At 72.2% G+C, this 23,521-nt stretch carries 22 protein-coding genes and 1 pseudogene; 14 read left to right on the top strand and 9 right to left on the bottom strand.

Annotated elements, in window-relative coordinates; genetic code table 11:
• Nucleotides 1–21: 21 nt before the first annotated feature.
• Nucleotides 22–765 (bottom strand): MBL fold metallo-hydrolase, encoded by a 744-nt coding sequence (locus tag ACWCPI_RS18430; RefSeq protein ID WP_451039110.1) that lies wholly within the window; start codon nt 763–765, stop codon nt 22–24.
• Between the two features lie 164 nt (nt 766–929).
• Here ACWCPI_RS18430 and hrcA point away from each other — a divergent pair, with 164 nt between their 5' ends.
• The 9 genes from hrcA to ACWCPI_RS18385 all read left to right on the top strand — a co-directional run bounded on the left by hrcA (nt 930) and on the right by ACWCPI_RS18385 (nt 11,428).
• Nucleotides 930–1,946, top strand: coding sequence for a heat-inducible transcriptional repressor HrcA (gene hrcA / locus ACWCPI_RS18425; protein WP_388799117.1), 1,017 nt, complete (start codon nt 930–932; stop codon nt 1,944–1,946).
• Complete coding sequence (dnaJ, locus tag ACWCPI_RS18420) at nt 1,947–3,083, top strand: molecular chaperone DnaJ (protein ID WP_388799114.1); 1,137 nt, start codon at nt 1,947–1,949, stop codon at nt 3,081–3,083. It begins immediately after the preceding gene.
• 199 nt (nt 3,084–3,282) lie between these two features.
• Nucleotides 3,283–4,413 carry a nitronate monooxygenase gene (locus tag ACWCPI_RS18415; RefSeq protein ID WP_451039109.1) on the top strand — a complete coding sequence of 377 codons (1,131 nt, stop codon included), beginning with the start codon at nt 3,283–3,285 and terminating at the stop codon, nt 4,411–4,413.
• Nucleotides 4,410–5,159 (top strand): 16S rRNA (uracil(1498)-N(3))-methyltransferase, encoded by a 750-nt coding sequence (locus ACWCPI_RS18410; RefSeq protein WP_451039108.1) that lies wholly within the window; start codon nt 4,410–4,412, stop codon nt 5,157–5,159. Before ACWCPI_RS18415 ends, ACWCPI_RS18410 begins: the two co-directional genes overlap by 4 nt.
• 90 nt (nt 5,160–5,249) lie before the next feature.
• Nucleotides 5,250–5,807, top strand: a complete 558-nt coding sequence (locus ACWCPI_RS18405) for a hypothetical protein (protein WP_451039107.1) — start codon at nt 5,250–5,252, stop codon at nt 5,805–5,807.
• 74 nt (nt 5,808–5,881) lie between these two features.
• Nucleotides 5,882–9,094, top strand: coding sequence for a S41 family peptidase (locus ACWCPI_RS18400; RefSeq protein ID WP_451039106.1), 3,213 nt, complete (start codon nt 5,882–5,884; stop codon nt 9,092–9,094).
• Between the two features lie 49 nt (nt 9,095–9,143).
• On the top strand, nt 9,144–9,497 hold the full coding sequence (locus ACWCPI_RS18395; protein ID WP_451039105.1) for an HIT domain-containing protein: 354 nt from the start codon (nt 9,144–9,146) through the stop codon (nt 9,495–9,497).
• Nucleotides 9,498–9,509: 12 nt separating this feature from the next.
• Nucleotides 9,510–10,415, top strand: a complete 906-nt coding sequence (locus ACWCPI_RS18390; protein ID WP_451039104.1) for a ribonuclease Z — start codon at nt 9,510–9,512, stop codon at nt 10,413–10,415.
• A 20-nt stretch (nt 10,416–10,435) separates the two neighbouring features.
• Nucleotides 10,436–11,428, top strand: coding sequence for an adenosine deaminase (locus ACWCPI_RS18385; protein WP_451039103.1), 993 nt, complete (start codon nt 10,436–10,438; stop codon nt 11,426–11,428).
• 190 nt (nt 11,429–11,618) lie between these two features.
• Here the strand turns inward: ACWCPI_RS18385 and ACWCPI_RS18380 are convergent, their stop codons facing one another.
• Nucleotides 11,619–12,851, bottom strand: a complete 1,233-nt coding sequence (locus ACWCPI_RS18380; protein WP_451039102.1) for an MFS transporter — start codon at nt 12,849–12,851, stop codon at nt 11,619–11,621.
• Between the two features lie 399 nt (nt 12,852–13,250).
• On the opposite strand from ACWCPI_RS18380, the pseudogene ACWCPI_RS18375 reads away from it, so the two are divergent.
• From ACWCPI_RS18375 to ACWCPI_RS18365, 3 genes and pseudogenes are all read left to right on the top strand, one after another.
• Nucleotides 13,251–13,421 (top strand): annotated as a pseudogene (locus tag ACWCPI_RS18375) (5-dehydro-4-deoxyglucarate dehydratase); the annotation flags it as partial.
• Nucleotides 13,418–14,707 carry a glucarate dehydratase family protein gene (locus ACWCPI_RS18370; protein ID WP_451039101.1) on the top strand — a complete coding sequence of 430 codons (1,290 nt, stop codon included), beginning with the start codon at nt 13,418–13,420 and terminating at the stop codon, nt 14,705–14,707. The pseudogene ACWCPI_RS18375 and the gene ACWCPI_RS18370, both read left to right, overlap by 4 nt.
• Before the next feature lie 211 nt (nt 14,708–14,918).
• Nucleotides 14,919–16,022 carry a carbohydrate kinase family protein gene (locus ACWCPI_RS18365; protein ID WP_451039304.1) on the top strand — a complete coding sequence of 368 codons (1,104 nt, stop codon included), beginning with the start codon at nt 14,919–14,921 and terminating at the stop codon, nt 16,020–16,022.
• A 40-nt stretch (nt 16,023–16,062) separates the two neighbouring features.
• Here ACWCPI_RS18365 and ACWCPI_RS18360 read toward each other — a convergent pair whose 3' ends face one another.
• Nucleotides 16,063–16,860, bottom strand: coding sequence for a VOC family protein (locus tag ACWCPI_RS18360; RefSeq protein WP_451039100.1), 798 nt, complete (start codon nt 16,858–16,860; stop codon nt 16,063–16,065).
• Between the two features lie 111 nt (nt 16,861–16,971).
• Between ACWCPI_RS18360 and ACWCPI_RS18355 the strand changes: the two genes are divergently transcribed.
• Nucleotides 16,972–17,355: a nuclear transport factor 2 family protein gene (locus ACWCPI_RS18355; RefSeq protein ID WP_451039099.1), complete on the top strand. Its 384-nt coding sequence runs from the start codon at nt 16,972–16,974 to the stop codon at nt 17,353–17,355.
• 28 nt (nt 17,356–17,383) lie between these two features.
• Here the strand turns inward: ACWCPI_RS18355 and ACWCPI_RS18350 are convergent, their stop codons facing one another.
• Both ACWCPI_RS18350 and ACWCPI_RS18345 read right to left on the bottom strand, forming a co-directional pair.
• Nucleotides 17,384–17,737, bottom strand: coding sequence for a cytidine deaminase (locus ACWCPI_RS18350; RefSeq protein WP_451039098.1), 354 nt, complete (start codon nt 17,735–17,737; stop codon nt 17,384–17,386).
• 29 nt (nt 17,738–17,766) lie between these two features.
• A complete protein-coding gene (locus ACWCPI_RS18345) occupies nt 17,767–18,588 on the bottom strand; it encodes a helix-turn-helix transcriptional regulator (RefSeq protein WP_451039303.1) in 822 nt (273 codons plus the stop codon).
• Nucleotides 18,589–18,735: 147 nt separating this feature from the next.
• Here ACWCPI_RS18345 and ACWCPI_RS18340 point away from each other — a divergent pair, with 147 nt between their 5' ends.
• Nucleotides 18,736–20,187 carry an MFS transporter gene (locus tag ACWCPI_RS18340; RefSeq protein WP_451039097.1) on the top strand — a complete coding sequence of 484 codons (1,452 nt, stop codon included), beginning with the start codon at nt 18,736–18,738 and terminating at the stop codon, nt 20,185–20,187.
• On the opposite strand, the gene ACWCPI_RS18335 is transcribed toward ACWCPI_RS18340, so the two are convergent.
• From ACWCPI_RS18335 to ACWCPI_RS18320, 4 genes are read right to left on the bottom strand one after another with little or no spacing between them, the layout of a single operon-like run.
• Nucleotides 20,149–20,508 (bottom strand): MmcQ/YjbR family DNA-binding protein, encoded by a 360-nt coding sequence (locus ACWCPI_RS18335; RefSeq protein ID WP_451039096.1) that lies wholly within the window; start codon nt 20,506–20,508, stop codon nt 20,149–20,151. The two genes, ACWCPI_RS18340 and ACWCPI_RS18335, sit on opposite strands and share 39 nt — an antisense overlap.
• On the bottom strand, nt 20,505–21,815 hold the full coding sequence (locus tag ACWCPI_RS18330) for a hemolysin family protein (protein WP_451039095.1): 1,311 nt from the start codon (nt 21,813–21,815) through the stop codon (nt 20,505–20,507). The genes ACWCPI_RS18335 and ACWCPI_RS18330 overlap by 4 nt, the downstream gene beginning before the upstream one ends.
• On the bottom strand, nt 21,812–22,309 hold the full coding sequence (gene ybeY, locus ACWCPI_RS18325; RefSeq protein ID WP_004001382.1) for an rRNA maturation RNase YbeY: 498 nt from the start codon (nt 22,307–22,309) through the stop codon (nt 21,812–21,814). The genes ACWCPI_RS18330 and ybeY overlap by 4 nt, the downstream gene beginning before the upstream one ends.
• A gap of 15 nt (nt 22,310–22,324) precedes the next feature.
• Nucleotides 22,325–23,392 carry a PhoH family protein gene (locus tag ACWCPI_RS18320; protein WP_451039094.1) on the bottom strand — a complete coding sequence of 356 codons (1,068 nt, stop codon included), beginning with the start codon at nt 23,390–23,392 and terminating at the stop codon, nt 22,325–22,327.
• Between the last annotated feature and the right edge of the window lie 129 nt (nt 23,393–23,521).

Here is a 23,521-nt window from a genome sequence, read left to right as displayed (position 1 = left end):
CCGGCCGCCATGGAGCGCGGATCAGTGCGACACGCCGAAACGGGCTGCGAGGGCGTCGCGCTGGCGTCGTACGTAGTCCGCGTCCACCACCGCTCCGTGACCGGGTACGTACAGCGCGTCCTCGCCGCCCAGCTCCAGGAGCCGGTCCAGTGCCGCCGGCCAGTGGGACGGTACGGCGTCGGGGCCCGCCTGGGGCTCGCCCGACTCCTCCACCAGGTCGCCGCAGAAGACCACCTCCCGATCCCCGGGGGACCGGCCCGGCACCAGCACGACCAGGTCATGGGCGGTGTGGGCCGGGCCCACGTTCGCCAGGAGCACCTGGTGACCGTCGTCGAGGTCGAGCGTCCACTCGCCGCTGACCTGATGGCGCGGGTGCACCAGGGCGTCCACCGCCTCCTCCGCCGACGCCGGGTCCAGGCCGTTGCCCACCGCGTCCGCGCGCAGCTCCTCGCGCGCGTGCCGCTGCGCGAAGACCGTGTCCATGCCCACGGCGCCGAAGATCTCCGTCCCCGCGAACGCCGCCGCCCCGAAGACGTGATCGAAGTGGGGATGGGTCAGCGCGAGATGAGTCACACGGTGACCCGCGAGCCACTGCGCCTGCGTACGCAACCGCGCGCCCTCCCCGAGGCTTGACCCGGCGTCGATCACCAGCGCCGTGTTGCGCCCCACGACCAGCCCGGCCGTGCAGTCCCACACCGGGAGCCGGCACCGGCCCACCCCGGCGGCCAGTCGCTCCCACCCCAGCTCTTCCCAAGTCACCGTCATACGGCGACGCTAGCGGGGACACCACCGTCAGGCACGGTGGTGCCGGACCGGCCTTGCCCGGGGCGTACCCCACGGCCGTACACTGGGCCGGGGACGGCTGGCACTCGCCCGCGCAGAGTGCCAGGCGAAACGTCAAGGGAACGAGTTCTGGAGGTGTGCGCGAGATGCTGAGTGAACGCAGGCTCCAGGTGCTGCGCGCCATCGTCCAGGACTACGTCGGGACGGAGGAGCCGGTCGGCTCCAAGGCGCTCACCGAGCGGCACAACCTCGGCGTCTCCCCGGCGACGGTCCGCAACGACATGGCGGCCCTGGAGGACGAGGGCTACATCGCCCAGCCGCACACCAGCGCCGGGCGGATCCCCACCGACAAGGGCTACCGGCTGTTCGTCGACAAGCTCGCCGGCGTCAAGCCGATGAGCCCGCCGGAGCGACGCGCCATCCAGAACTTCCTGGAGGGCGCCGTCGACCTCGACGACGTCGTGGCGCGCACGGTACGGCTGCTCGCGCAGCTCACCCGGCAGGTCGCCGTCGTGCAGTACCCCTCGCTGACCCGGTCGACCGTGCGGCACGTCGAGCTGCTCTCGCTCGCGCCCGCACGGGTGATGCTGGTGCTGATCACGGACACCGGACGGGTCGAGCAGCGGGTGGTCGACTGTCCGGCGCCCTTCGGCGAGGCCTCGCTCGCGGATCTACGCGCGCGGCTGAACAGCAGGGTCGCGGGGCGGCGCTTCACCGATGTGCCGCAGCTCGTCGAGGACCTCCCCGAGGGCTTCGACGTGGAGGACCGCGGCACCGTCTCGACCGTGCTCTCCACCCTGCTGGAGACGCTCGTCGAGGAGAACGAGGAGCGGTTGATGATCGGCGGCACCGCCAATCTCACCCGCTTCGGACATGACTTTCCCCTCACCATCCGGCCGGTGCTCGAAGCGCTGGAGGAGCAGGTCGTGCTCCTCAAGTTGCTGGGCGAGGCCAAGGATTCGGGCATGACCGTGCGCATCGGTCACGAGAACGCCCACGAGGGACTCAACTCCACGTCCGTGGTCTCGGTCGGCTACGGTTCGGGCGGCGAGGCAGTCGCCAAGCTCGGCGTGGTCGGACCGACCCGCATGGATTACCCGGGAACGATGGGAGCGGTACGCGCAGTGGCACGTTACGTCGGACAGATCCTGGCGGAGTCGTAAGTGGCCACGGACTACTACGCCGTTCTCGGCGTGCGTCGCGACGCGTCGCAGGAAGAGATCAAGAAGGCCTTCCGGCGGCTCGCTCGCGAGCTGCACCCGGACGTCAACCCGGATCCGAAGACCCAGGAGCGGTTCAAGGAGATCAACGCCGCTTACGAGGTGCTGTCGGACCCGCAGAAGAAGCAGGTCTACGACCTCGGCGGCGACCCGCTGTCCCAGGCGGGCGGCGCGGGCGCGGGTGGCTTCGGGGCCGGTGGCTTCGGGAACTTCTCGGACATCATGGACGCCTTCTTCGGCACGGCGTCCCAGCGCGGCCCGCGCTCGCGCACCCGGCGCGGCCAGGACGCGATGATCCGGCTGGAGGTGGAGCTCGACGAGGCGGCCTTCGGCACCACGAAGGACATCCAGGTCGACACGGCCGTCGTCTGCAACACCTGCAACGGTGAGGGCGCGGCGCCCGGCACCTCCGCCCAGACCTGCGACATGTGCCGCGGCCGCGGTGAGGTCTCCCAGGTCACCCGGTCCTTCCTGGGCCAGGTCATGACGTCCCGGCCCTGCCCCCAGTGCCAGGGCTTCGGCACCGTGGTCCCGACGCCCTGCCCGGAGTGCGCGGGCGACGGACGCGTACGGTCCCGCCGCACCCTCACGGTCAAGATCCCGGCCGGCGTCGACAACGGCACGCGGATCCAGCTCGCCGGTGAGGGCGAGGTCGGGCCCGGTGGCGGTCCCGCCGGTGACCTGTACGTCGAGATCCACGAGCTGCCGCACGCGATGTTCCAGCGGCGCGGCGACGACCTGCACTGCACGGTGACGATCCCGATGACCGCGGCGGCCCTCGGCACGAAGGTGCCGCTGGAGACGCTGGACGGGCTGGAGGAGGTCGACATCCGGCCCGGTACGCAGTCGGGTCAGTCGATCCCGCTGCACGGGCGCGGCGTCACGCATCTGCGCGGCGGCGGCCGAGGGGACCTCATCGTGCACGTCGAGGTCCAGACCCCGACCAAGCTGGACCCCGAGCAGGAGCGCCTCCTGCGCGAACTGGCCAAGCTGCGCGGCGAGGAGCGGCCCCAGGGGCAGTTCCAGCCGGGGCAGCAGGGGTTGTTCTCGCGGTTGAAGGACGCGTTCAACGGGCGCTGAGGCGGTCGGGTCGCGCTGCTGGGGGTCCGGGAGTCGTCCCCCGGGTGGGCATGGTCAGCCGGGGGAGCGGGGGTTGTTCTCGGTTGAAGGACGCCTTCACGGGCGCTGGCTCCAAGGGCCGCGGGCCGGGGATTCACCGGCCCGTGCCAAGGGGAAGGGTCGATTCGGACTTGCCAGAGGGACGTGACAACATGCCGTCATGTCCTCCGCGCTGACCGATCTCTTCCCCCTCCCGATCGTGCAGGCCCCCATGGCGGGCGGCGTCTCCGTGCCGCATCTCGCCCAGGCCGTGTCCGAGGCCGGCGGGCTGGGGTTCCTCGCCGCCGGGTACAAGACCGCCGACGGGATGTACCAGGAGATCAAGCAGCTGCGGGGCCTGATGACCAAGCCCTTCGGGGTCAACCTCTTCATGCCGCAGCCCGAGCACCCCGGCGCGAGCACCGGCGGCACCGGAGCGGCCGGCGCCGCGCCCGCTTCCGCGGCGGCCGTGGACGTCTACACCCACCAGCTGGCCGGCGAGGCCGCCTGGTACGAGACCGAGCTGGGCGACCCGGACAGCGGACGCGACGACGGGTACGACGCCAAGCTCGCCGTGCTGCTCGACAACCCGGTGCCGGTCGTCTCCTTCCACTTCGGGGTGCCCAGCCGCGAGGTCCTGGAGTCGCTCCGCCGCGCCGGAACCTTCACCCTGGTCACCGCCACCACGCCGGACGAGGCCCTCGCCGTGCAGCAGGCCGGCGCGGACGCCGTGATCGCCCAGGGCATCGAGGCCGGCGGGCACCAGGGCACCCATCGCGACAACCCCGAGACCGACGGCACCGGCATCGGGCTGCTCTCGCTCATCGCGCAGATCCGGGAGACCGTGAACCTGCCCATAGTCGCCGCCGGCGGCATCATGCGCGGCAGCCAGATCGCCGCCGCCCTCGCGGCCGGGGCGAGCGCCGCCCAGCTCGGCACCGCCTTCCTCGCCACCCCCGAGTCCGGCGCCAACCCCCTGCACAAGCAGGCGCTGACCAATCCCCTGTTCGTACGGACCGAGTTGACGCGTGCCTTCTCCGGGCGCCCCGCCCGCGGCCTCGTCAACCGCTTCATGCGCGAACACGGGCCGTACGCCCCCGCCGCCTACCCCGAGGTCCACCACCTGACCTCGCCCCTGCGCAAGAAGGCCGCCGCGTCCGGGGACCCGCAGGGCATGGCGCTGTGGGCCGGACAGGGGCACCGGATGGCGCGCGAACTGCCCGCGGGGCAGCTGGTGGAGGTGCTGGCCGCCGAACTGGACGCCGCGGCGACAGCGTTGTCCTCCCGCCCGGCAGGGGGTGCGAGGCGATGACGGCTCCCGTATTCCTCGTCGAGCACTTCGACGCGGGTGACGCCGGGCGGTACGTCCTCGACGGCCCCGAGGGACGGCACGCCGTCTCCGTCAAGCGGCTCAGGCCCGGGGAGACCGTCGTCCTCACGGACGGCGAAGGCCGCTCGGCCGAGTGCGAGGTCGTCGGCACGGAGGGCAAGGACCGGCTCATCGTCCACATGAGCCCGGTGGCCGAGGAACCCCCGGAGTCCCCCCGCATCACCGTCGTCCAGGCCCTGCCCAAGGGCGACCGCGGCGAACTGGCCGTCGAGACCATGACCGAGACCGGTGTGGACGCGATCGTGCCCTGGGCGGCCGCCCGGTGCATCACGCAGTGGAAGGGCGAGCGCGGGGCGAAGGCCCTCGGCAAGTGGCGGGCCACCGCCCGCGAGGCCGGCAAGCAGTCCCGCCGCGTACGGTTCCCCGAGGTCGCGGACGCGGCCACCACCAAGCAGGTCGCGGCGCTCCTCGCCCGAGCCGACTTCGCCGCCGTCCTGCACGAGGAGCGCGACTACGGCAGCGAGCCGCTGGCGACGGCCGAACTCCCCGCCGAGGGTGAGATCGTGCTCGTCGTCGGACCCGAAGGCGGCGTCAGCCCCGAGGAGTTGGCCCTCTTCGAGGAGGCGGGCGCGAAGGCGTACCGTCTCGGCCGCACCGTGCTGCGCACCTCCACCGCCGGAACGGCGGCGACGGCTCTGCTTCTCGGCCGCACCGGCCGCTGGTCCTGACACGGCCGCGCTCCGAGGGCCGACCGGGAGCGCCGACAGTGGCCGTATGCGCTCTACCGCGCCGGCCGGGACAGTGGCAGGCTGCCCTCCATGGGGGCGTTCAGGAGGGTTTGGGGTCGAGCGGACCGCACGGGTCGTGCGCGCGGCGTGCGCGCGGCGGGCGTGGCGGGGCTCGCCGTGGTCGCCGCCGGCGCGATGGTGGCCTGCGATCCGGGCGGGCTGAGCAGTGCGACCGTGGCGTTCACGACCGACCAGACCGTGACCGAGGAACTGAAGCGGCAGAAGGCCGACGTGCAGTGGCTCAACTGCACGGGCTCGTACGACGACGGCGGCAGGTCCTCCGCGCCGACGGCGAGTGAGAACACCGTGGTCGAGGTCGACTGCGAGGGTGAGACCAAGGACGGCAAGGACATCACCGTCACCGGCCGGATCACTCGGGCCGTCAGCGGCGCCTGTGTGCGCGGGGACCTCGTCGCCAAGATCGACGGCAAGGAGTGGTTCCACGTCAACGGGCTGGGCAACTGCAACGCCAAGCCCTCGCCGGTCGCCCCGGGCGGCGGACAGCAGCCCGGTCCCACGGTCACGGTGACGGTCACCAGGACCGTCTACTGCAAGCAGCATCCGAACTGCTGGCCGGAGGGCAAGTGAGCGCATCGCCGCGGGAGTTGGTCAAGTGATCCGAAGGCCTGTCCCCGGACGCCGCCCCTGCTTATGGTGATCGGGTGACTCAGTCCGCGACGTCTGGATCGTCTTCGTATCTCCGGTACCCGCACCTGCACGGCGACCTGGTCGCCTTCACCGCCGAGGACGACGTGTGGCTCGCCCCGCTCGGCGGCGGCCGTGCCTGGCGGGTCAGCGCCGACAACGTGCCGGTGAGCCTGCCGCGCATATCGCCCGACGGCACGACCGTCGCCTGGACCTCCAGCCGCGACGGCGCCCCCGAGGTGCACATCGCGCCGGTCGACGGCGGGCCCTCCAAGCGCCTCACCCACTGGGGCGGCGGGCAGACCAGGGTGCGCGGCTGGACCCCCGACGGCCAGGTCCTCGCGATCAGCGCCCACGGCCAGGCGGGCAGCCGTCGCACCTGGGCGCACACCGTCCCGCTCGACGGCGGCCCCGCGACCGTCCTGCCGTACGGTCCCGTCGCCGACGTCGTGCACGGCCCGCACCTCGTGCTCGCCTCCGCGCCCATGGGGCTGGAAGCGGCACGGTGGAAGCGCTACCGGGGCGGCACGGCGGGCAAGCTGTGGATCGACCTGACGGGGGAGGGGGACTTCACACGGCTGCACGAGGAGCTGGACGGGAACATCGAGTACCCCGTGTGGGTGGGGGAGCGGATCGCCTTCCTCTCCGACCACGAGGGGGTGGGGGCGGTGTACTCGTCCCTCGCCGACGGGTCGGACCTGCGGCGGCACAGCCCCGTCGACGGCTTCTACGCCCGGCACACCGCGAGCGACGGCACCCGGGTCGTGTTCGTCCGCGCCGGTGAACTCTGGATCCTCGACGACCTCGACGGGGCCGAGCCGCGCAGGCTCGACATCCGGCTCGGCGGGCAGCGCACCGACCGGCAGCCGTACCCGGTGAACGCCGCCCGCTGGTTCGGGTCGGCCGCCCCGGACCACACGGCGCGCGGCAGTGCCGTGGCCGTACGCGGTGCCGTGCACTGGGTCACCCACCGCTCCGGGCCCACCCGTGCGCTCGCCGCCCGGCCCGGGGTACGGGCCCGCCGGCCGCGCACCTTCCGGGCGGATGGCGAGGACTGGGTGGTGTGGGTGACGGACGCGGAGGGCGACGACGCACTGGAGTTCGCGCCCGCGACCGGACTCGCGCCCGGCGCCACCCCGCGCAGACTGGCCGCCGGGCAGCTCGGACGGGTGCTGGAGCTCGCCATGGCGCCCGACGGCAGCCGTGCCGCGGTCGCCGCGCACGACGGACGGGTGCTGCTCGTCGAGCGGGAGAGCGGCGAGGTGCGCGAGGTCGACCGCAGCGCCGACGGTGATGTGTCCGGGCTGGTCTTCTCGCCCGACTCCGCCTGGCTCGCCTGGTCGCACCCCGGCCCGCGCCCGCTGTGCCAGCTCAAGCTCGCCAACACCACCGACCTGTCGGTGTCCGAGGCGACCCCGCTGCGCTTCCAGGACTACGCGCCCGCGTTCACCCAGGACGGCAAGCACCTGGTGTTCCTGTCGACGCGGGCCTTCGACCCGGTCTACGACGAGCACGTCTTCGACCTCGCCTTCGTGGTCGGCTCCCGTCCGCACCTGATCACGCTCGCCGCGACCACGCCGTCCCCGTTCGGACCGCAGCGGCACGGCCGCCCCTTCGACGCGCCCGACAAGGACGAGACGCCCGACAGCGAGGGCACCCCGACCACCCGCATCGACCTCGACGGGCTGGCCGACCGGATCGTGCCGTTCCCGGTCGAGGCGGCCCGCTACACCAACCTGCGGGCCGCGAAGGACGGCGTGCTGTGGCTGCGGCACCCCGTGCGGGGCGCCCTCGGCGCCACCCGGGCCACGCCCGACGACCCCGAGCCCAAGACCGAGCTGGAGCGCTACGACCTCGGCCGGCGCCGCATCGAGCATCTCGCCGACGACGCCGACCACTTCGAGGTCAGCGGCGACGGCAAACGGGTGCTGCTGTGGACCGACGGCAGGCTGAAGGTCGTCCCCAGCGACCGGCGGGCCTCCGGTGACGACGACAGCGACTCGAACGTCACCGTGGACCTGACGCGAGTACGGCAGACGGTGGACCCGTCGGCGGAGTGGCGGCAGATGTTCGAGGAGACCGGCCGCATCATGCGCGACCACTTCTGGCATCCGGACATGAACGGCGTCGACTGGACGGGCGTACTCGACCGCTACCGCCCGCTCGTGGACCGGGTGGCCACGCACGACGACATGATGGACCTGCTGTGGGAGGTCCAGGGCGAACTGGGCACCTCGCACGCCTACGTGGCCCCGCGCGGCGGATACGGCGGCGGCCCGCGGCAGGGCCTGCTCGGCGCCGACATCTCCCGTCATGAGGACGGCAGTTGGCGGATCGACCGCATCCTGCCGTCCGAGACCTCCGACCCGGACGCACGGGCGCCGCTGGCCGCACCGGGTGTCGCCGTGCGCGCCGGGGACGCGATCGTGGCGGTGGCCGGGGTGCCGGTGGACCCGGTGACCGGCCCCGGGCCGCTGCTCGTCGGCACGGCGGGCAAGGCGGTGGAGCTGACGATCTCACCGTCGGGCGGCGGGGACGTACGGCACGCGGTCGTCGTACCGGTCGCCGACGAGCAGCCGCTGCGCTACCACGCGTGGGTGGCGGACCGCCGGGCGTACGTCCACGAGAGGTCCGCCGGCCGGCTCGGCTATCTGCACGTGCCGGACATGCAGGCGCCCGGCTGGGCCCAGATCCACCGTGACCTGCGGATCGAGGTGGCACGGGACGGCCTCGTCGTGGATGTGCGCGAGAACGGCGGCGGCCACACCTCCCAGCTGGTCGTGGAGAAGCTGGCCCGCCGGATCGTGGGCTGGGAGCTCCCTCGCGGGATGCGCCCGTACAGCTACCCGATGGACGCCCCCCGCGGCCCCGTGGTGGCCGTGGCGAACGAGTTCTCCGGCTCCGACGGGGACATCGTGAACGCGGCGATCAAGGCGCTGGGCCTGGGGCCGGTGGTCGGCACCCGCACCTGGGGCGGCGTGATCGGCGTCGACAGCCGCTACCACCTGGTCGACGGAACCCTGATCACCCAGCCGAAGTACGCCATCTGGCTGGAGGGCCAGGGCTGGGACGTGGAGAACCACGGAGTCGACCCGGACGTGGAGGTGGTGCAGCGCCCGCAGGACTGGATGGCCGGGAGGGACGCCCAGCTCGACGAGGCGATCCGCATCGCGCTGGAGGCCCTGGAGGAACGGCCGGCCAAGACTCCGCCCGCTCTGCCGACCTCGTGACGACGATACGATGCCCACAATGAAGCGCCGCGCGACCCACGGAGGGACCATGGCAGGGGAGCCGCAGGACGACTGTCTGTTCTGCAAGATCGTCGAGGGACACGTCCCCGCGACGATCGTGCGGGAGACGGAGACGACCGTCGCGTTCCGGGACATCAACCCGCAGGCGCCCACCCACGTCCTGATCATTCCCAAGGCGCACTACGCGGACGCCGCGGCCCTCGCCGCCGCCGAGCCGGCCCTGGCCGCCGACGTCCTGTGCGAGGCCCAGGCCGTCGCCGACGAGGAAAAGCTGGAGAGCTACCGCATCGTCTTCAACACCGGTACCGGCGCCGGCCAGACCGTCTTCCACACCCACGCCCACATCCTCGGCGGCCGTGGCCTCGAGTGGCCCCCCGGATAGGCGGAAGCCGCCGTGTCCGTACGTGAACTGGTCGTCCTCGGCACCGCGAGCCAGGTCCCGACCCGGCACCGCAATCACAACGGCTACCTGCTGCGGTGGGACGGGGAGGGCATCCTCTTCGACCCCGGCGAGGGCACCCAGCGCCAGATGCTGCGGGCCGGGGTGGCCGCGCACGACCTGAACCGGATCTGTGTCACCCATTTCCACGGTGACCACTCGCTGGGGCTCGCCGGGGTCATCCAGCGGATCAACCTCGACAAGGTCCCGCACCCCGTCACCGCCCACTACCCGCTCTCCGGGCAGCGTTTCTTCGACCGGCTGCGCTACGCCACCGCCTACCGCGAGACCGTCGCCCTCACCCAGGCGCCGGTCGACGCCGACGGCGTGCTCGTCGACACCGGCGGTTACACGCTCGCGGCCGTCCGGCTGTCCCACCCGGTCGAGTCGTACGGCTACCGCCTCGTGGAGCCCGACGGGCGCCGCATGCTGCCCGAACGGCTCGCCGCGCACGGCATCGAGGGCCCGGACATCGGGCGTCTCCAGCGCGAAGGGGCCCTGGGCGGGGTCTCGCTCGACGACGTGAGCGAGATCCGGCGCGGGCAGCGGTTCGCGTTCGTGATGGACACCCGGCTGTGCGACGGGGTGTACACCCTCGCCGACGGCTGCGACATGCTCGTCATCGAGTCGACCTTCCTCGACGAGGACGCCCCACTCGCCGCGGAGCACGGTCACCTGACGGCCGGTCAGGCAGCCCGCGTCGCTCTCGACAGCGGTGTACGGCATCTCGTGCTCACCCACTTCAGCCAGCGCTACACCGAACCGGACGAGTTCGAGCGGCAGGCGCGGGACGCCGGTTTCGACGGGGAGTTGACGGTCGCTCACGACCTGCTGCGGGTGCCGCTACCGAAACGTCGGTGACACCGCCGTACGATGCTTTGATGTCCGTCCCCAAAGCAGAACTGCACCTCCACATCGAAGGCACCCTCGAACCCGAGCTCGCCTTCGAACTGGCCGACCGCAACGGCGTCGAGCTGCCGTACGCCGACACCGAAGAGCTGCGCAAGGCCTATCAGTTCCAGGACCTCCAGTCCTTCCTGAACCTGTACTACGAGCTCATGGCCGTCCTGCGCACCGAGCAGGACTTCGCGGACCTCACGCACGCCTACCTCGCCCGCGCCGCCGCCCAGGGCGTACGGCACGCGGAGATCTTCTTCGACCCGCAGGCGCACACCAAGCGAGGGCTGGAGCTGGGCACGGTCGTCGAGGGGCTGTGGCGGGCGCTGGGCAGCAGTGAGGCCGACCACGGGATCTCCACCCGGCTCATCATGTGCTTCCTGCGCGACGACTCCGCCGAGTCCGCCATGGAGACGCTGCGGGCGGCCGAGCCCTACCTCGACCGGATCACCGGCGTCGGCCTCGACTCCGCCGAGGTCGGCCACCCGCCGGCGAAGTTCCGCGAGGTCTACGAGGCCGCCGCCGCCCTCGGCCTGCGACGTGTCGCGCACGCCGGCGAGGAGGGTCCGCCTGCCTACATCACCGAGGCCCTCGACGTCCTCGGGGTGGAGCGCGTCGACCACGGGCTGCGGTGCGTGGAGGACCCGGCGCTGGTCGAGCGGTTGGTGCGGGAGCGGGTGCCGCTGACCCTGTGCCCGCTGTCGAACGTCCGGCTGCGCACCGTCGACACCCTCGCCGACCACCCGCTGCCCGCGATGCTCGACGCCGGGCTGATGTGCACGGTCAACTCCGACGACCCGGCCTACTTCGGCGGGTACGCCGGCGACAACTTCGACGCCGTACGCCGCACCCTGGGCCTGAGCGACGAACGGCTGCGCGAGCTCGCCCGCAACTCCTTCCTCGCCTCCTTCCTGGAGGACGACGAGGAGCTGCGCGCGCGGTATCTGGCCGAGGTGGCGGCCTACGAGTTCAGCTAGGGTCTGTCGTTTGGATCATGCCGGCGTCGCGGGGCCTGACACGCGCATCTGCCGCGTTGTCGTCGGTTGCCGACGCTCCGCGTCGGCGCCCTCCTCCGCCTTGCAGCTGCACGCACCAGACCCCGCTCGGGTGGGCTGAGAGGCGTGGTTTCTCTCAGCCGACCTGATCCAAACGACAGACCCTAGCCGTTCAGCTGGCGGGAGTGAGGCGGCCGGGCGCCGCCGGGGTGGCGGCGGCGGTGTCCAGCGGGATCTCGACGATCTCGACGGCCTCCACGCCCTCCGCGACCTCGACGGTCGCCGGGCCCATGCGGCCCAGCGCCACCGCCGTCATCGGCACGGCGACGACCAGCAACCCGGCCGCCAGGACCGCGCCCATGACCGGGAACCCGGCCTGCGCCGACAGCACGCTCCCGGTCAGCGGGCCGGCCGCCGTGCCCAGCGCCGACGCCGAGCCGACGAGCACCGCCCAGCGGCCGCGCGGGTCGAGGGAGGCGGCGAGCCCGATGACGTACGACAGGACGATCGGGTAGAGCGCGTTCCAGGCGATCTCGCCGGTCGCGAAGGTCGTCAGATCGGTGGCGGAGGCGCTCAGCGCGATGCAGGCCGCGATGAGGACCGTGCCCGCGCCGACCGGCAGTGCGCGACCCAGGCGCGGGCCGAGCGCGCCCGCCCCCGTGACGCCGAGCAGCCCGGCGCCGAGCGCCACGGCGAACACCACGCCGACCGTGGCCTCCGTCAGATGGGCCTGCGTCAGGCCGATCCGGCCGCTGACGCCCCAGAGGGAGTTCTGGGCGAGGGACCAGAACAGCATGCAGGCGGCGAGGGTCGTACCGGGCCGGCGGTGGGGGAGGCGAGAGCTGTCCCAGCCCTGCCGCGAAGGGGTGGTGGCAGTGGCGAGCCGGGCCGTCGACGGCCATACGGCGAGCGCGGTGAGGGCGATCGCGGCGAGCGGGAGGCCGTGACCGGGGCCGAGGTGGGGGACCGTCAGATACACGGCACCGGCGAGGGCCGAGACGCTGAGCAGGCCGAGCGCGGTGGTCCGGTGGGGGTCCGGCTGGGCGGCGATCCGAGTGGCGGCGACCGCGGTGGCCGTACCGGATCCGAAGCCGCCGACGAGCACGCCCAGCACGACGGCCGGCACGGGCTGCGCGAGTGCCGCGATGCCGTAGCCGAGGAACGCGAGGACGAGCCCGGTCCGGGCCAGCCGCCGTGCCCCGAGACGTTCGACCCGCGAGGCCAGCAGGAAGCCGGCCGACGCCGAACTCAGCAGCAGTGCGCTGCCGGTGGCGCCCGCCTGGGTGGGGGAGAGCGGAAGCCCGGAGTCGAGCCTGCCGACGACCGTCGGCAGCAGATAGGGGGCGAGGTACCCGGCCGTGAAAAGGGCGACGAGGGGCCAGGCGGTGGTGCGGGGGGCGAACACGGGCGTTCCCAGGGCATGCGAAAGGAGCGGCACAGAAAAGGGGGAGAGGCGCAGGCCGTCGACGGACAGGAACGCGCGGGCAATTTGTATCAAGCGGGGGGAGGCGCGCAGAAGTTCGAGCGATGTGATCTATGGCACGTTCTGTTTGGGGTGTGGAAAGAGGGGTAGAAGAGCCGCCCTCATCTGCGCCGATGCGCCGAACCGCCCCCGCCGGGGGCCGTCGCCTCGCTCTTCGCCCTGATCTCCCGCAGCACCGCGGTGATCCGCTCCTCGCGCCGCGCCGCGCCGACAGCCGGGCCAACGGTACCGAGGCGGGCGTGGCATTGACGGTCGCGGTTCGCGTATCTAATCTCCATTCTCATACGTGGATGACATCCGCTCAGGGAGATGGTGAGGGTGAGCGACCTGGTGCCCGGATACGCCGTCTCCCCGGTGAAGGCGGCGGCCCGGCTGCGCGGCCGCCCCGTCGGCCCCGTCCGCGCCCCGCTCACCGACCCGTCGGCCGCCGACCCGGCCGAGATCAGGGCCCTGCTCACCGTCGGTCCGGACCTCGTGGGAGCCACCCTGTGAACCTCACCATCGCGGACGTACGCCTGACCCCGATCCTCGTCGCCGACCCGCCGCTGCTGAACACCCAGGGCGTCCACCAGCCGTACACACCCCGACTGATCGTGGAGGTCGTGACGGCCGACGGGACCACGGGCGTCGGGGAGACGTACGGGGACACCCAGTACCTGGAGCTGGCCCGGCCGTTGGCCTCGCGACTCGTCGGACGCCGGGCCGCCGACCTCAACGGCCTGTTCCCGCTCGCGGACGAGGTGGCCGTCGACCGGTCCCGGGTCACCGGACAGGTCGACGTCGGCGGGCTGCGAGGCGTCCAGACCGCCGACAAGCTGCGGCTGTCCGTCGTCTCCGGCTTCGAGGTCGCCTGCCTCGACGCCCTCGGCAAGGTGCTCGGACTGCCCGTGCACGCGCTGCTCGGCGGCAAGGTGCGGGACGCGGTCGAGTACAGCGCCTACCTGTTCTACAAGTGGGCCGGCCATCCCGAGGGTGTGCGCGCCGAGAGGGACGACTGGGGCGCCGCCGTCGACCCGGCCGGGATCGTCGAGCAGGCACGGAGGTTCAAGGAGCGGTACGGGTTCACCTCCTTCAAGCTCAAGGGCGGGGTCTTCCCGCCCGACGAGGAGATCGCGGCCGTACGGGCGCTCGCGGACGCCTTCCCCGGCCACCCGCTGCGGCTCGACCCCAACGGTGCCTGGTCCGTGCAGACCTCGCTGACGGTGGCCCGGGAGCTCGGGGACGTCCTGGAGTACCTGGAGGACCCGACCCTGGGAACGGCCGGCATGGCGGAGGTGGCCGCGCGGACGGGGGTGCCGCTGGCGACCAACATGTGCGTGACGACGTTCGCGGAGATCAGGGAGGCGTTCACCCGGGACGCCGTGCAGGTCGTCCTCTCCGACCACCACTACTGGGGCGGGCTGCGCAACACCCTGCACCTGGCGGCGATCTGCCGCACCTTCGGCGTCGGGGTGTCGATGCACTCCAACACCCACCTGGGCGTCTCCCTGGCCGCGATGACCCACGTGGCCTCGACCGTGCCGGACCTCCACCACGCCTGCGACACCCACTACCCCTGGCAGACCGAGGACGTCCTCACCGAACGCCTCACCTTCGACGGCGGCCGGGTCGCCGTACCGGACGCTCCCGGGCTCGGCGTCGAACTGGACCGGGAACGGCTGGCGGAGCTGCACCAGCGGTGGCTCGATGACGACGGCTCGCTGCGGGACCGCGACGACGCGGCCGCCATGCGGGTCGCCGAGCCCGGCTGGGTCACGCCTTCCGTGCCTCGCTGGTAGCGGCCCGGCGCACCGCTTCGAGCAGGGGCCCGGCGGGAACGCGGCGGTGTCACCGGTGCGCGCAGGCGGCGCGGTGGCGGTGTCCCCGCTGGTGCGGTGGCGTTGTCGGTGGCGTGGTGCACACTGGCCAGATCAGCACCACGTCAGGGAGCGCACCGTGACCACGCCCACCGCGCCCACCGGGAAGGGACGCTCGCCCCAGGGGTCGTCCATGACAGCGGGGCCCCACCGCCGGGCCCAGGTCGACCCCCTCGCCGGACTGCGCACAGCCGCCGACCCGCCCTGGGACGTGTACCTCACCGGGACCGTCTTCCTCGACATCATCTTCACCGGCCTCGACTCGGCCCCCGTGCGCGGCACCGAGTCCTGGGCGCGTGGCATGGGGTCGAGCCCCGGCGGCGTGGCGAACATGGCGACGGCCCTGGCCCGCCTCGGCCTCAGGACGTCGCTCGCGGCGGCCTTCGGCGACGACCACTACGGCGAGTACTGCTGGGACGCCCTGGAGCACGGCGAGGGCATCGACCTGTCGTCGTCGCGCACGGTGCCCGGATGGCACTCCCCGGTCACCGTCTCCATGGCCTACGAGGGGGAGCGCACGATGGTGTCCCACGGCCACGAACCGCCCCCGGAGGAGCCGGCGCCGGACTGCCCGCCGCACGCACGGGCCGCCGTGGCCTCGCTGGTGCCGGGCACCCGCGCCCCGTGGATCGCGCAGGCCGCGAGCAAGGGCACCCGGATCTTCGCCGACGTCGGCTGGGACGACACGGGCGCCTGGGACCTGGCGGGGCTGGCCGACCTGGAGCACTGCGAGGCGTTCCTGCCGAACGCGCAGGAGGCGATGCGGTACACGGGAGCCGACAACCCCCGCGCGGCCGCCCACGCCCTGACCGCCCATGTCCCGGTCGCGGTGGTCACCCTCGGCGCGGAGGGCGCCTACGCGGTGGACGGCCGGACCGGCGAGACGGCCGTGGTCCCCGCGATCGCCGTGGAGGCCCTGGACCCGACCGGCGCCGGTGACGTGTTCGTGGCCGGCTTCGTCGCCGGCACCCTCGCCGACTGGCCCCTGGCCGACCGGCTCGCCTTCGCCGGACTCACGGCGGCCCTCTCCGTCCAGGAGTTCGGGGGCTCCCTCTCCGCTCCGGGCTGGGCCGAGATCGGCGCCTGGTGGCGCAAGGTCCGGTCCCTCGACCGGCAGCATCCCGAAGCCCTGCGCCGGTACGCCTTCCTGGCCGACGTGGTGCCGCGGGAGGAGGCGGCGAGACCGTGGCCGCTGCGGCGGGCGGTGCCGACGATCGGGTTCCGCAGGCCCGCCTGAGAGCCGCCCCGCAGGCGCCCGGTCGGACGCTCGGCATACGTCAGCCGTCGGCAGGCGTCAGCACCACGAAGTCCGCCTTCGACGGGTCGAGGCAGACGGCCAGCCGCCCCACGCCCTCCGCGTCCTGCGGTCCCATCTGCACACTGCCGCCGTTGCCGGTGACCTCGGCGACGGTGGCGTCGCAGTCGGTGACGTTGAAGACCGGGTGCCAGTACGGCCGCCCGTTCGTCAGCTCCAACTGCTCCTTCGGCAGCTGCATCAGGCCGCCCTGCATACGCTCCTCGGGCAGCCCGGCGGGCGTGATCAGCGTGTACGTCCCGCCGCCGCCCGGCAGCTCCATGTCGCTGAACTGCCAGCCGAACAGAGGGCCGTAGAAGTCCTTCGCGCCCGCGGCGTCGCTCGTCATCAGCTCCGTCCACGACAGCGAGCCCGCCTCGTCCGCCAGCTCGATGCCCGCGTCCTTGCCCGGCTGCCAGACGGCGAACTGGCCGCCCAGCGGATCGCTGAACTGCGCCATCCGGCCCCAGTCGTCCAGATCCATCGGTGCCACCCGCACGGTGCCGCCCGCGCGCTCCACGGCCTGGGTCGTGGCGTCCGCGTCGGTGACCCGGTAGTAGATCATCCACGCCGAGCGCGCGCCCTCCTCGGTGAGCTTGCCGAGCCCGGCGACCGTCTTGCCGTCCTTCTTGAACATCCCGCCCTCGAAGCCCTCGGCGTCGCCCATCGACTCGTACTCCCAGCCGAGGACCGAGCCGTAGAAGGACGCGGCGGCCGGGACGTCGGGCGCACCGAGGTCGAGCCAGCAGGGGGCGCCGGGAGTGGGCTCAGTGGTGATCATGACGATGCCCTTTCGCAGACCGTACGACCTCAGCCTGACACCCGGCACCGCCGCTCGCCCGTCGTGTGCGCCCGGGGCGACGGGCGGGCCCGCGCTGGTTACCATCCGGCCATGAGCGACGACCCGAGCGCGGCCCGGCTGGCCGCCGCGGCGCACGAGTGGGCGGCGGCGATGGTCTCCGACGACCCCGTACGCATCGGCGATTTCATGGCCGACGACTGGGTCATCGTCTCCGAGTCCGGCATCTCCACCAGGGAGCAGTTCCTCGCGCTCGTCGAGTCCGGCGACCTGAGCCACTCGGCGTTCCAGCTCGTGGGCGAGCCAAGGATCCGGGTCCACGGCGACGCCGCGGTGGTGACGGCTCGGGTGACGAACACCGCCCACTACCGGGGCGAGCGCTTCGACGCCGACGAATGGACGACCGACGTGTTCGTACGGCGGGAGGACCGCTGGCTGTGCGTGCTGAGCCACATCACGGCGGCGGCCGGGACCTGAACGCCGCGCCGCCGCCGACTCCCGGGCCTCAGCCCGCAGTCACCGTGGCGCGCACCGCCCCGTCCGGCCCCGCCACCAGCACCGGCGTCCCCGGCCCGCCGAGGTCGCGCACCGCCGCACGGTCCTGCTCCGAGGCGCCCTCCGCCTCCGTCACGACCGCCGCCGCCTCCAGCGACGTCGCCCCCGAGGCCACCGCCATCGCCACCGCCGTCTGCAGCGCGCTCAGCTTCAGGGAGTCCAGGGCGACGGTCCCGGCGACATACGTACGGCCGGTGTCGTCCCGCACGGCAGCGCCCTCGGGCACGCCGTTGCGGGCCCGCGCGGAACGGGCCAGGGTGACGATCTTGCGGTCCTCGGGGTCGAGCGCGCTGTTGTCGGTCATGACCTTGAGCATACGTAGCGCCGCGCGCCCTAACCGGCCACGGGGTACATCGCCCCGCGCCGCCCCTCCGGCGACGCCAGCCACTGAAGCTTCGCCGCCGTGTTCGCCTCGTCCAGCGGCGTGTGCAGGACGATCGACAGATCGGGCCGCACCGGCATCTGCATCACGCTCGACTCCAGGCACAGCAGCCCGACCAGCGGATGGTCCAGCTCCTTGCGGATCTGCCCGGCGTCCTCGATGTCCCGCCGCTCCCACAGCTGCGTGAACTCCGGGCTGGCCGCCCGTGCCTCGGCCAGTACGGCCTGGAACCCCTCGTCGTCGGGGGAGGCCGAGCACAGCGCGCGGAACTGCGCCACCACCGTACGGGCGTTCTCCTCCCAGCTCCTCGACCGCGACCGGTACATCGGATCCGTGAAGAAGTCGATCAGGCAGTTCCACCGCCTGCCGGACCGGACGCCGAGCACGGTCATCGCCGCGTCGTTGTACAGCACGCCGTTGTAGTACCGGTCCATGATGTGCGCCGGATACGGCATCCACGCGTCGATCAGCCGCCGCAGCCCGTCGCACATGTCCCGTTTCTCCGGCGCCACTTCGCGCGCCGGCGGATTCAACCCCGCCAGCAGGTACAGATGCCGGCGCTCGGCGTTGCTCAACCGCAGCACCCGGGCCACCGAGTCCAGCACCTGCGGCGACACGGAGATCTCCCGCCCCTGCTCCAGCCACTGGTACCAGGAGGCGCCCACCCCGGCGAGCACGGCGACCTCCTCGCGCCGCAACCCCGGCGTACGGCGCCGCGCCCCGCCGTCCGGCAGACCCGCCTCGGCCGGTGTCACCCGGGCCCGCCTGCTCATCAGGAACTCACGCAGCTCGTGACGGCGTCGACTCTTCAGCGTGCCCTGTGACACGTACAAATCCCCCCGGTTCTCAGACTGGTGCTGCCACCACCAGGACAACTGCCCGCTCCCCACGGCTATTCCGGGCGCAGCAGTCTCTTGGCCATGGCGATCGACACCGACCTCACCCGGCCCCCGTCCCCACCGCTCGACACCCCCCGGATGTCGACGCGCGACAAGCTCGTCCTGTTCGTTCTGTGCGCCGCCCAGTTCATGGTCGCGCTCGACTTCTCCGTCCTGAACGTCGCCCTCCCCGCCCTCGGCGCCGACCTCGGCATGAGCCCGTCCGCGCTGCAGTGGGCGGTCACGGCGTTCGCGCTGCCGTCCGGCGGCTTCCTGCTCCTCTTCGGCCGCATCGGCGACCTCTACGGCCGCCGCAAGCTGTTCCTGACCGGCCTCGCCCTGTTCGCCGCGGCCTCCGCGCTCGCGACGTTCGCCTGGGACCCGGCGTCCTTCCTCGCGGGACGCGCCCTGCAGGGGCTCGGCGCGGCGGTCATCGTCCCGACCGGCATGTCCCTGCTGACCACCACCTTCCCCGAGGGACCCGCCCGGGACCGCGCCCTCGGCATCTCCGGCACGCTGATGTCCCTCGGCTTCACCATCGGCGTCGTCGCCGGCGGCGTTCTGACCGACGCCCTCGGCTGGCGCTCCACCATGGGCCTGCTCGCGCTCTTCGCGCTGGTCGTGCTGCCGCTCGCCCCCGGCCTGCTGCCCGAGTCCCGCACCCCCGACCGCCCGCACCTCGACGTACCCGGCGCGATCACCGTCACCGGCGGTCTGCTGTCCCTGATCTACGCCCTGACGACAGCCGCCGACCACGGCTTCGGCCGCACCGACGTCCTCGCCACCCTGATCGCGGGCCTCGCGCTCCTCACCGCCTTCGCGGTCGTAGAGTCCCGCGCCCAGACACCCCTGGTCTCCCTGCCCATGCTGCGCCGCCGCACGGTGGCCTGGGGCAACCTGGGCGGTCTGGTCACCTTCTCGATGATGTCGACGGTGGTCTTCGTCCTCACCCTGTACCTCCAGGAGGTCCTGCACCTGTCCGCCTGGGAGACGGGCCTGGTCTTCGGGGCGCAGGGCGTGATGTCGGTGATCGCCGGCTCGCTCACCCCGCGCTTCGTCAGCCGTCTCGGCGCCCGCCGCACCCTGGTGGTCTCGCTCACCGGGCAGGGCGTCTTCACCGCCGCCCTGCTGCTGCTCGGCGCACACACCTGGTCCGTCTGGCTCGCCACGGCCGCCGTCTCGGTGGCGAGCATGTTCCACCTCGGCGCGATCATCTCCTACGGCCTGACGGTCACCTCGGGCGTCCCCGACGAGGAGCAGGGCCTGGCCACCGGTCTGGTCACCTCGACCCAGCAGGTCGGCATCACGATCGGCATCCCGCTGCTGGGCGTCCTCGCGACGACCTCCGGCGACCTGCTGTCGGGCACCCGCACGGTGATGGCGCTGAACACCGCGATCGTCCTGGCCGCCGCGGCGCTGACCGCCCTCGGCCTGCGCACCCGCCGGACAGCCGGCTCAGGGACGGTCGAGTCGGAGCCGGTCGGCTCGCGGTAGCCCGGCCACGACAAGGTCGTACGAGTCCTCGACGAGCTCCCGGACCAGCCGGTCCGGGAGCTCGCCGTCCACGGTGACGGTGTTCCAGTGCCGCTTGTTCATGTGGTAGCCGGGCACGATCAGACCGGGGTACTCGCCGCGCAGCCGGACCGCGTCCTCCGGGTCGCACTTGAGGTTGACGGTGAGGGGACGGGCGTCCATCCAGCTGAGGGCGAACATCTTGCCCTGGACCTTGAATACCGAGATGTCCGGGTTGAAGGGAAAGTCCTCGATCGCCGCGTCGAAGGACAGACAGAAGGCGCGCAACTCCTCGGGGCTCACTCCGCCTTCGCCTCCTGCTCCTGCGGTGCCGGCACCGGGGCCACCGGCTCCACCAGCACGGTCACGATCTTGTTGCGGCGGCCGGCCGCCGCCTCCGCCGTCAGCCGCAGCTCGCGGCCGTCCGGCAGCCCGACCACGGACGACGCCCCGGCGATCGGTACCCGGCCCAGCGCCTTCGCCAGCAGCCCGCCGACCGTCTCCACGTCCTCGTCGTCGTACTCGTCGAGGCCGTACAGCTCGCCGAGGTCGGTGATGTCCAGGCGGGCGGTGACCCGGTAGCGGTCCTCACCCAGCTCCTCCACCGGCGGCAGCTCACGGTCGTACTCGTCGGTGATCTCGCCGACGATCTCCTCCAGGATGTCCTCGATGGTGACGATGCCGGCGGTGCCGCCGTACTCGTCGATGACGACGGCGACGTGGTAGCGCTCCTTCTGCATCTCGCGCAGCAGGTCACCGGCGTTCTTGGTGTCGGGCACGAAGAACGCGGGCCGCATCGCCGTCGACACCAGCTCGCTCTCCGCGTCCCGGCTGATGTGCGTCTTGCGGGCCAGGTCCTTCAGATACACGATCCCCACCACGTCGTCCTCGCTCTCCCCGACCACCGGGATACGCGAGAACCCGGAACGCAGGGCGAGGGTGAGGGCCTGGCGGATGGTCTTGTACCGCTCGATGACGACGAGGTCGGTGCGCGGCACCATCACCTCGCGCACCAGCGTGTCGCCCAGCTCGAAGACCGAGTGCACCATGCGGCGCTCCTCGTCCTCGATCAGCGACTCCTTCTCGGCGAGGTCGACCAGCGCCCGCAGCTCCGCCTCCGAGGCGAACGGGCCGCGGCGGAAGCCCTTGCCGGGAGTCAGGGCGTTGCCGATGAGGATCAGCAGATACGGGATCGGGCCCATGATCCGCGCCAGCGGCAGCAGCACGTACGCCGCAGCCGTCGCCGTGTTCAGCGGATGCTGACGGCCGATGGTGCGCGGGGAGACGCCCACCGCGACGTACGACACCAGCACCATGACCGCGATCGCGACCAGCAGGGCCTCGGTCGTGCTCGGGAACTCCTGCAGACAGGCGTAGGTGACGAGCGCGGCGGCGGCCATCTCGCAGGCCACGCGCACCAGCAGCGCCACGTTCAGATAGCGCGTCGGATCGGCGGCGACCAGCGCGAGCTTCTCGCTGCCGCGCCGGCCGCCGCGTACGGCCTCCTCGGCGCGGAAGCTGGAGACGCGTGCCAGGCCCGCCTCCGCACAGGCGGCGAGCCAGGCCACGACCACCAGGGCGATCGCGCCGGCGACGAGGGGGAGGCTCATGACACGGTCGGTGCCGGGGAGGGGCCGGTCAGCCCCTTCTCCGTGCGCCAGCCGTCCACGATGGCGGCCTGCAGGCCGAACATCTCGGCCTTCTCGTCCGGTTCCTCGTGGTCGTACCCGAGCAGGTGCAGCACACCATGGACGGTGAGCAGCTGGAGCTCCTCGTCCATGGAGTGCTGCGTGGGCGCTTCGGCGCCCTGCTTGGCGGCGACCTCGGGGCACAGCACGATGTCCCCGAGGAGCCCCTGCGGGGGCTCGTCGTCGTCCTTGGACGGCGGGCGCAGCTCGTCCATCGGGAAGGACATGACATCGGTCGGGCCGGGCAGGTCCATCCACTGGATGTGCAGCTGCTCCATGGCGTCGGCGTCCACGACGATCACCGAGAGCTCGGAGAGCGGGTGGATGCGCATCCGCGCGAGCGCGTAGCGGGCGATGTCGAGGATCGCCTGCTCATCGACCTCGGTGCCGGACTCGTTGTTGACGTCGATCGACATGGTCGTGCGTGTTCTCTACTTCCCCTTGTGCCCGGCCTTGCCGCCGCGGCCCTTGTGCGAGCCGTTCTGGGTGCCGTGCTTGGTGTCGTACTTCTCGTACGCGTCGACGATACGGCCGACCAGCTTGTGCCGGACGACATCGTGCGAGGACAGCCGCGAGAAGTGGACGTCCTCGACGCCGTCCAGGATGTCCTGCACCTGCCGCAGGCCCGACCTGGTGCCGTCCGGGAGGTCGACCTGGGTGACGTCACCGGTGATGACTATCTTCGAGTCGAACCCGAGACGGGTCAGGAACATCTTCATCTGCTCGGGGCTGGTGTTCTGGGCCTCGTCGAGAATGATGAAGGCGTCATTGAGCGTACGGCCGCGCATGTACGCCAGCGGCGCGACCTCGATGGTCCCGGCGGCCATGAGCCTCGGGATGGAGTCGGGGTCGAGCATGTCGTGCAGCGCGTCGTACAGCGGCCGCAGGTACGGGTCGATCTTCTCGTACAGCGTTCCCGGCAGGAAGCCCAGCCGCTCGCCGGCCTCGACCGCCGGGCGGGTCAGGATGATGCGGTTGACCTGCTTGGACTGCAGGGCCTGCACCGCCTTGGCCATGGCGAGGTAGGTCTTGCCGGTACCGGCGGGGCCGATGCCGAAGACGATCGTGTGCTTGTCGATCGCGTCGACGTAGCGCTTCTGGTTGAGCGTCTTGGGACGGATCGTGCGGCCGCGCGAGGAGAGGATGTTCTGGGTGAGGACCTCGGCCGGGGTCTCCTCCGGCCCCTCCCCGTTCTCACTCGCTCTGAGCATGGCGATCGAGCGTTCCACTGCGTCCTCCGTCATCGGCTGTCCGGTGCGGAGCACCAGCATCATCTCGTCGAACAGGCGCTGGATGAGTGCGACTTCAGCGGCGTCGCCGACCGCGCTGATCTCGTTGCCCCGGACGTGGATGTCGGCCGCCGGGAAGGCGTTCTCGATCACGCGCAGCAGGGAGTCGCCGGACCCCAGCACGGTCACCATGGGGTGCTGGGCGGGGACGGTGAACTGTGCTCTCGCCTGCCCCTGCGCGGGTGTGTGAGCTGTGGGTGTCTGAGTCATGGGCCGGCTCTGTGGCCTTGCTCGTCCTCCTCGAAACGACTCCTGCGCCCCATGGGCCGCCTGGCGATTTCCAGGGTACGCCGGGGGAGTGACAACGCCGTAGGGCTTTTCCGCTCCCCGGGGGCACCC

It is taken from the genome of Streptomyces sp. NPDC001920 (assembly GCF_053594495.1).
Note: the sequence above shows the minus strand (reverse complement) of the source record. Positions and strands in the feature narration are given on the sequence as shown.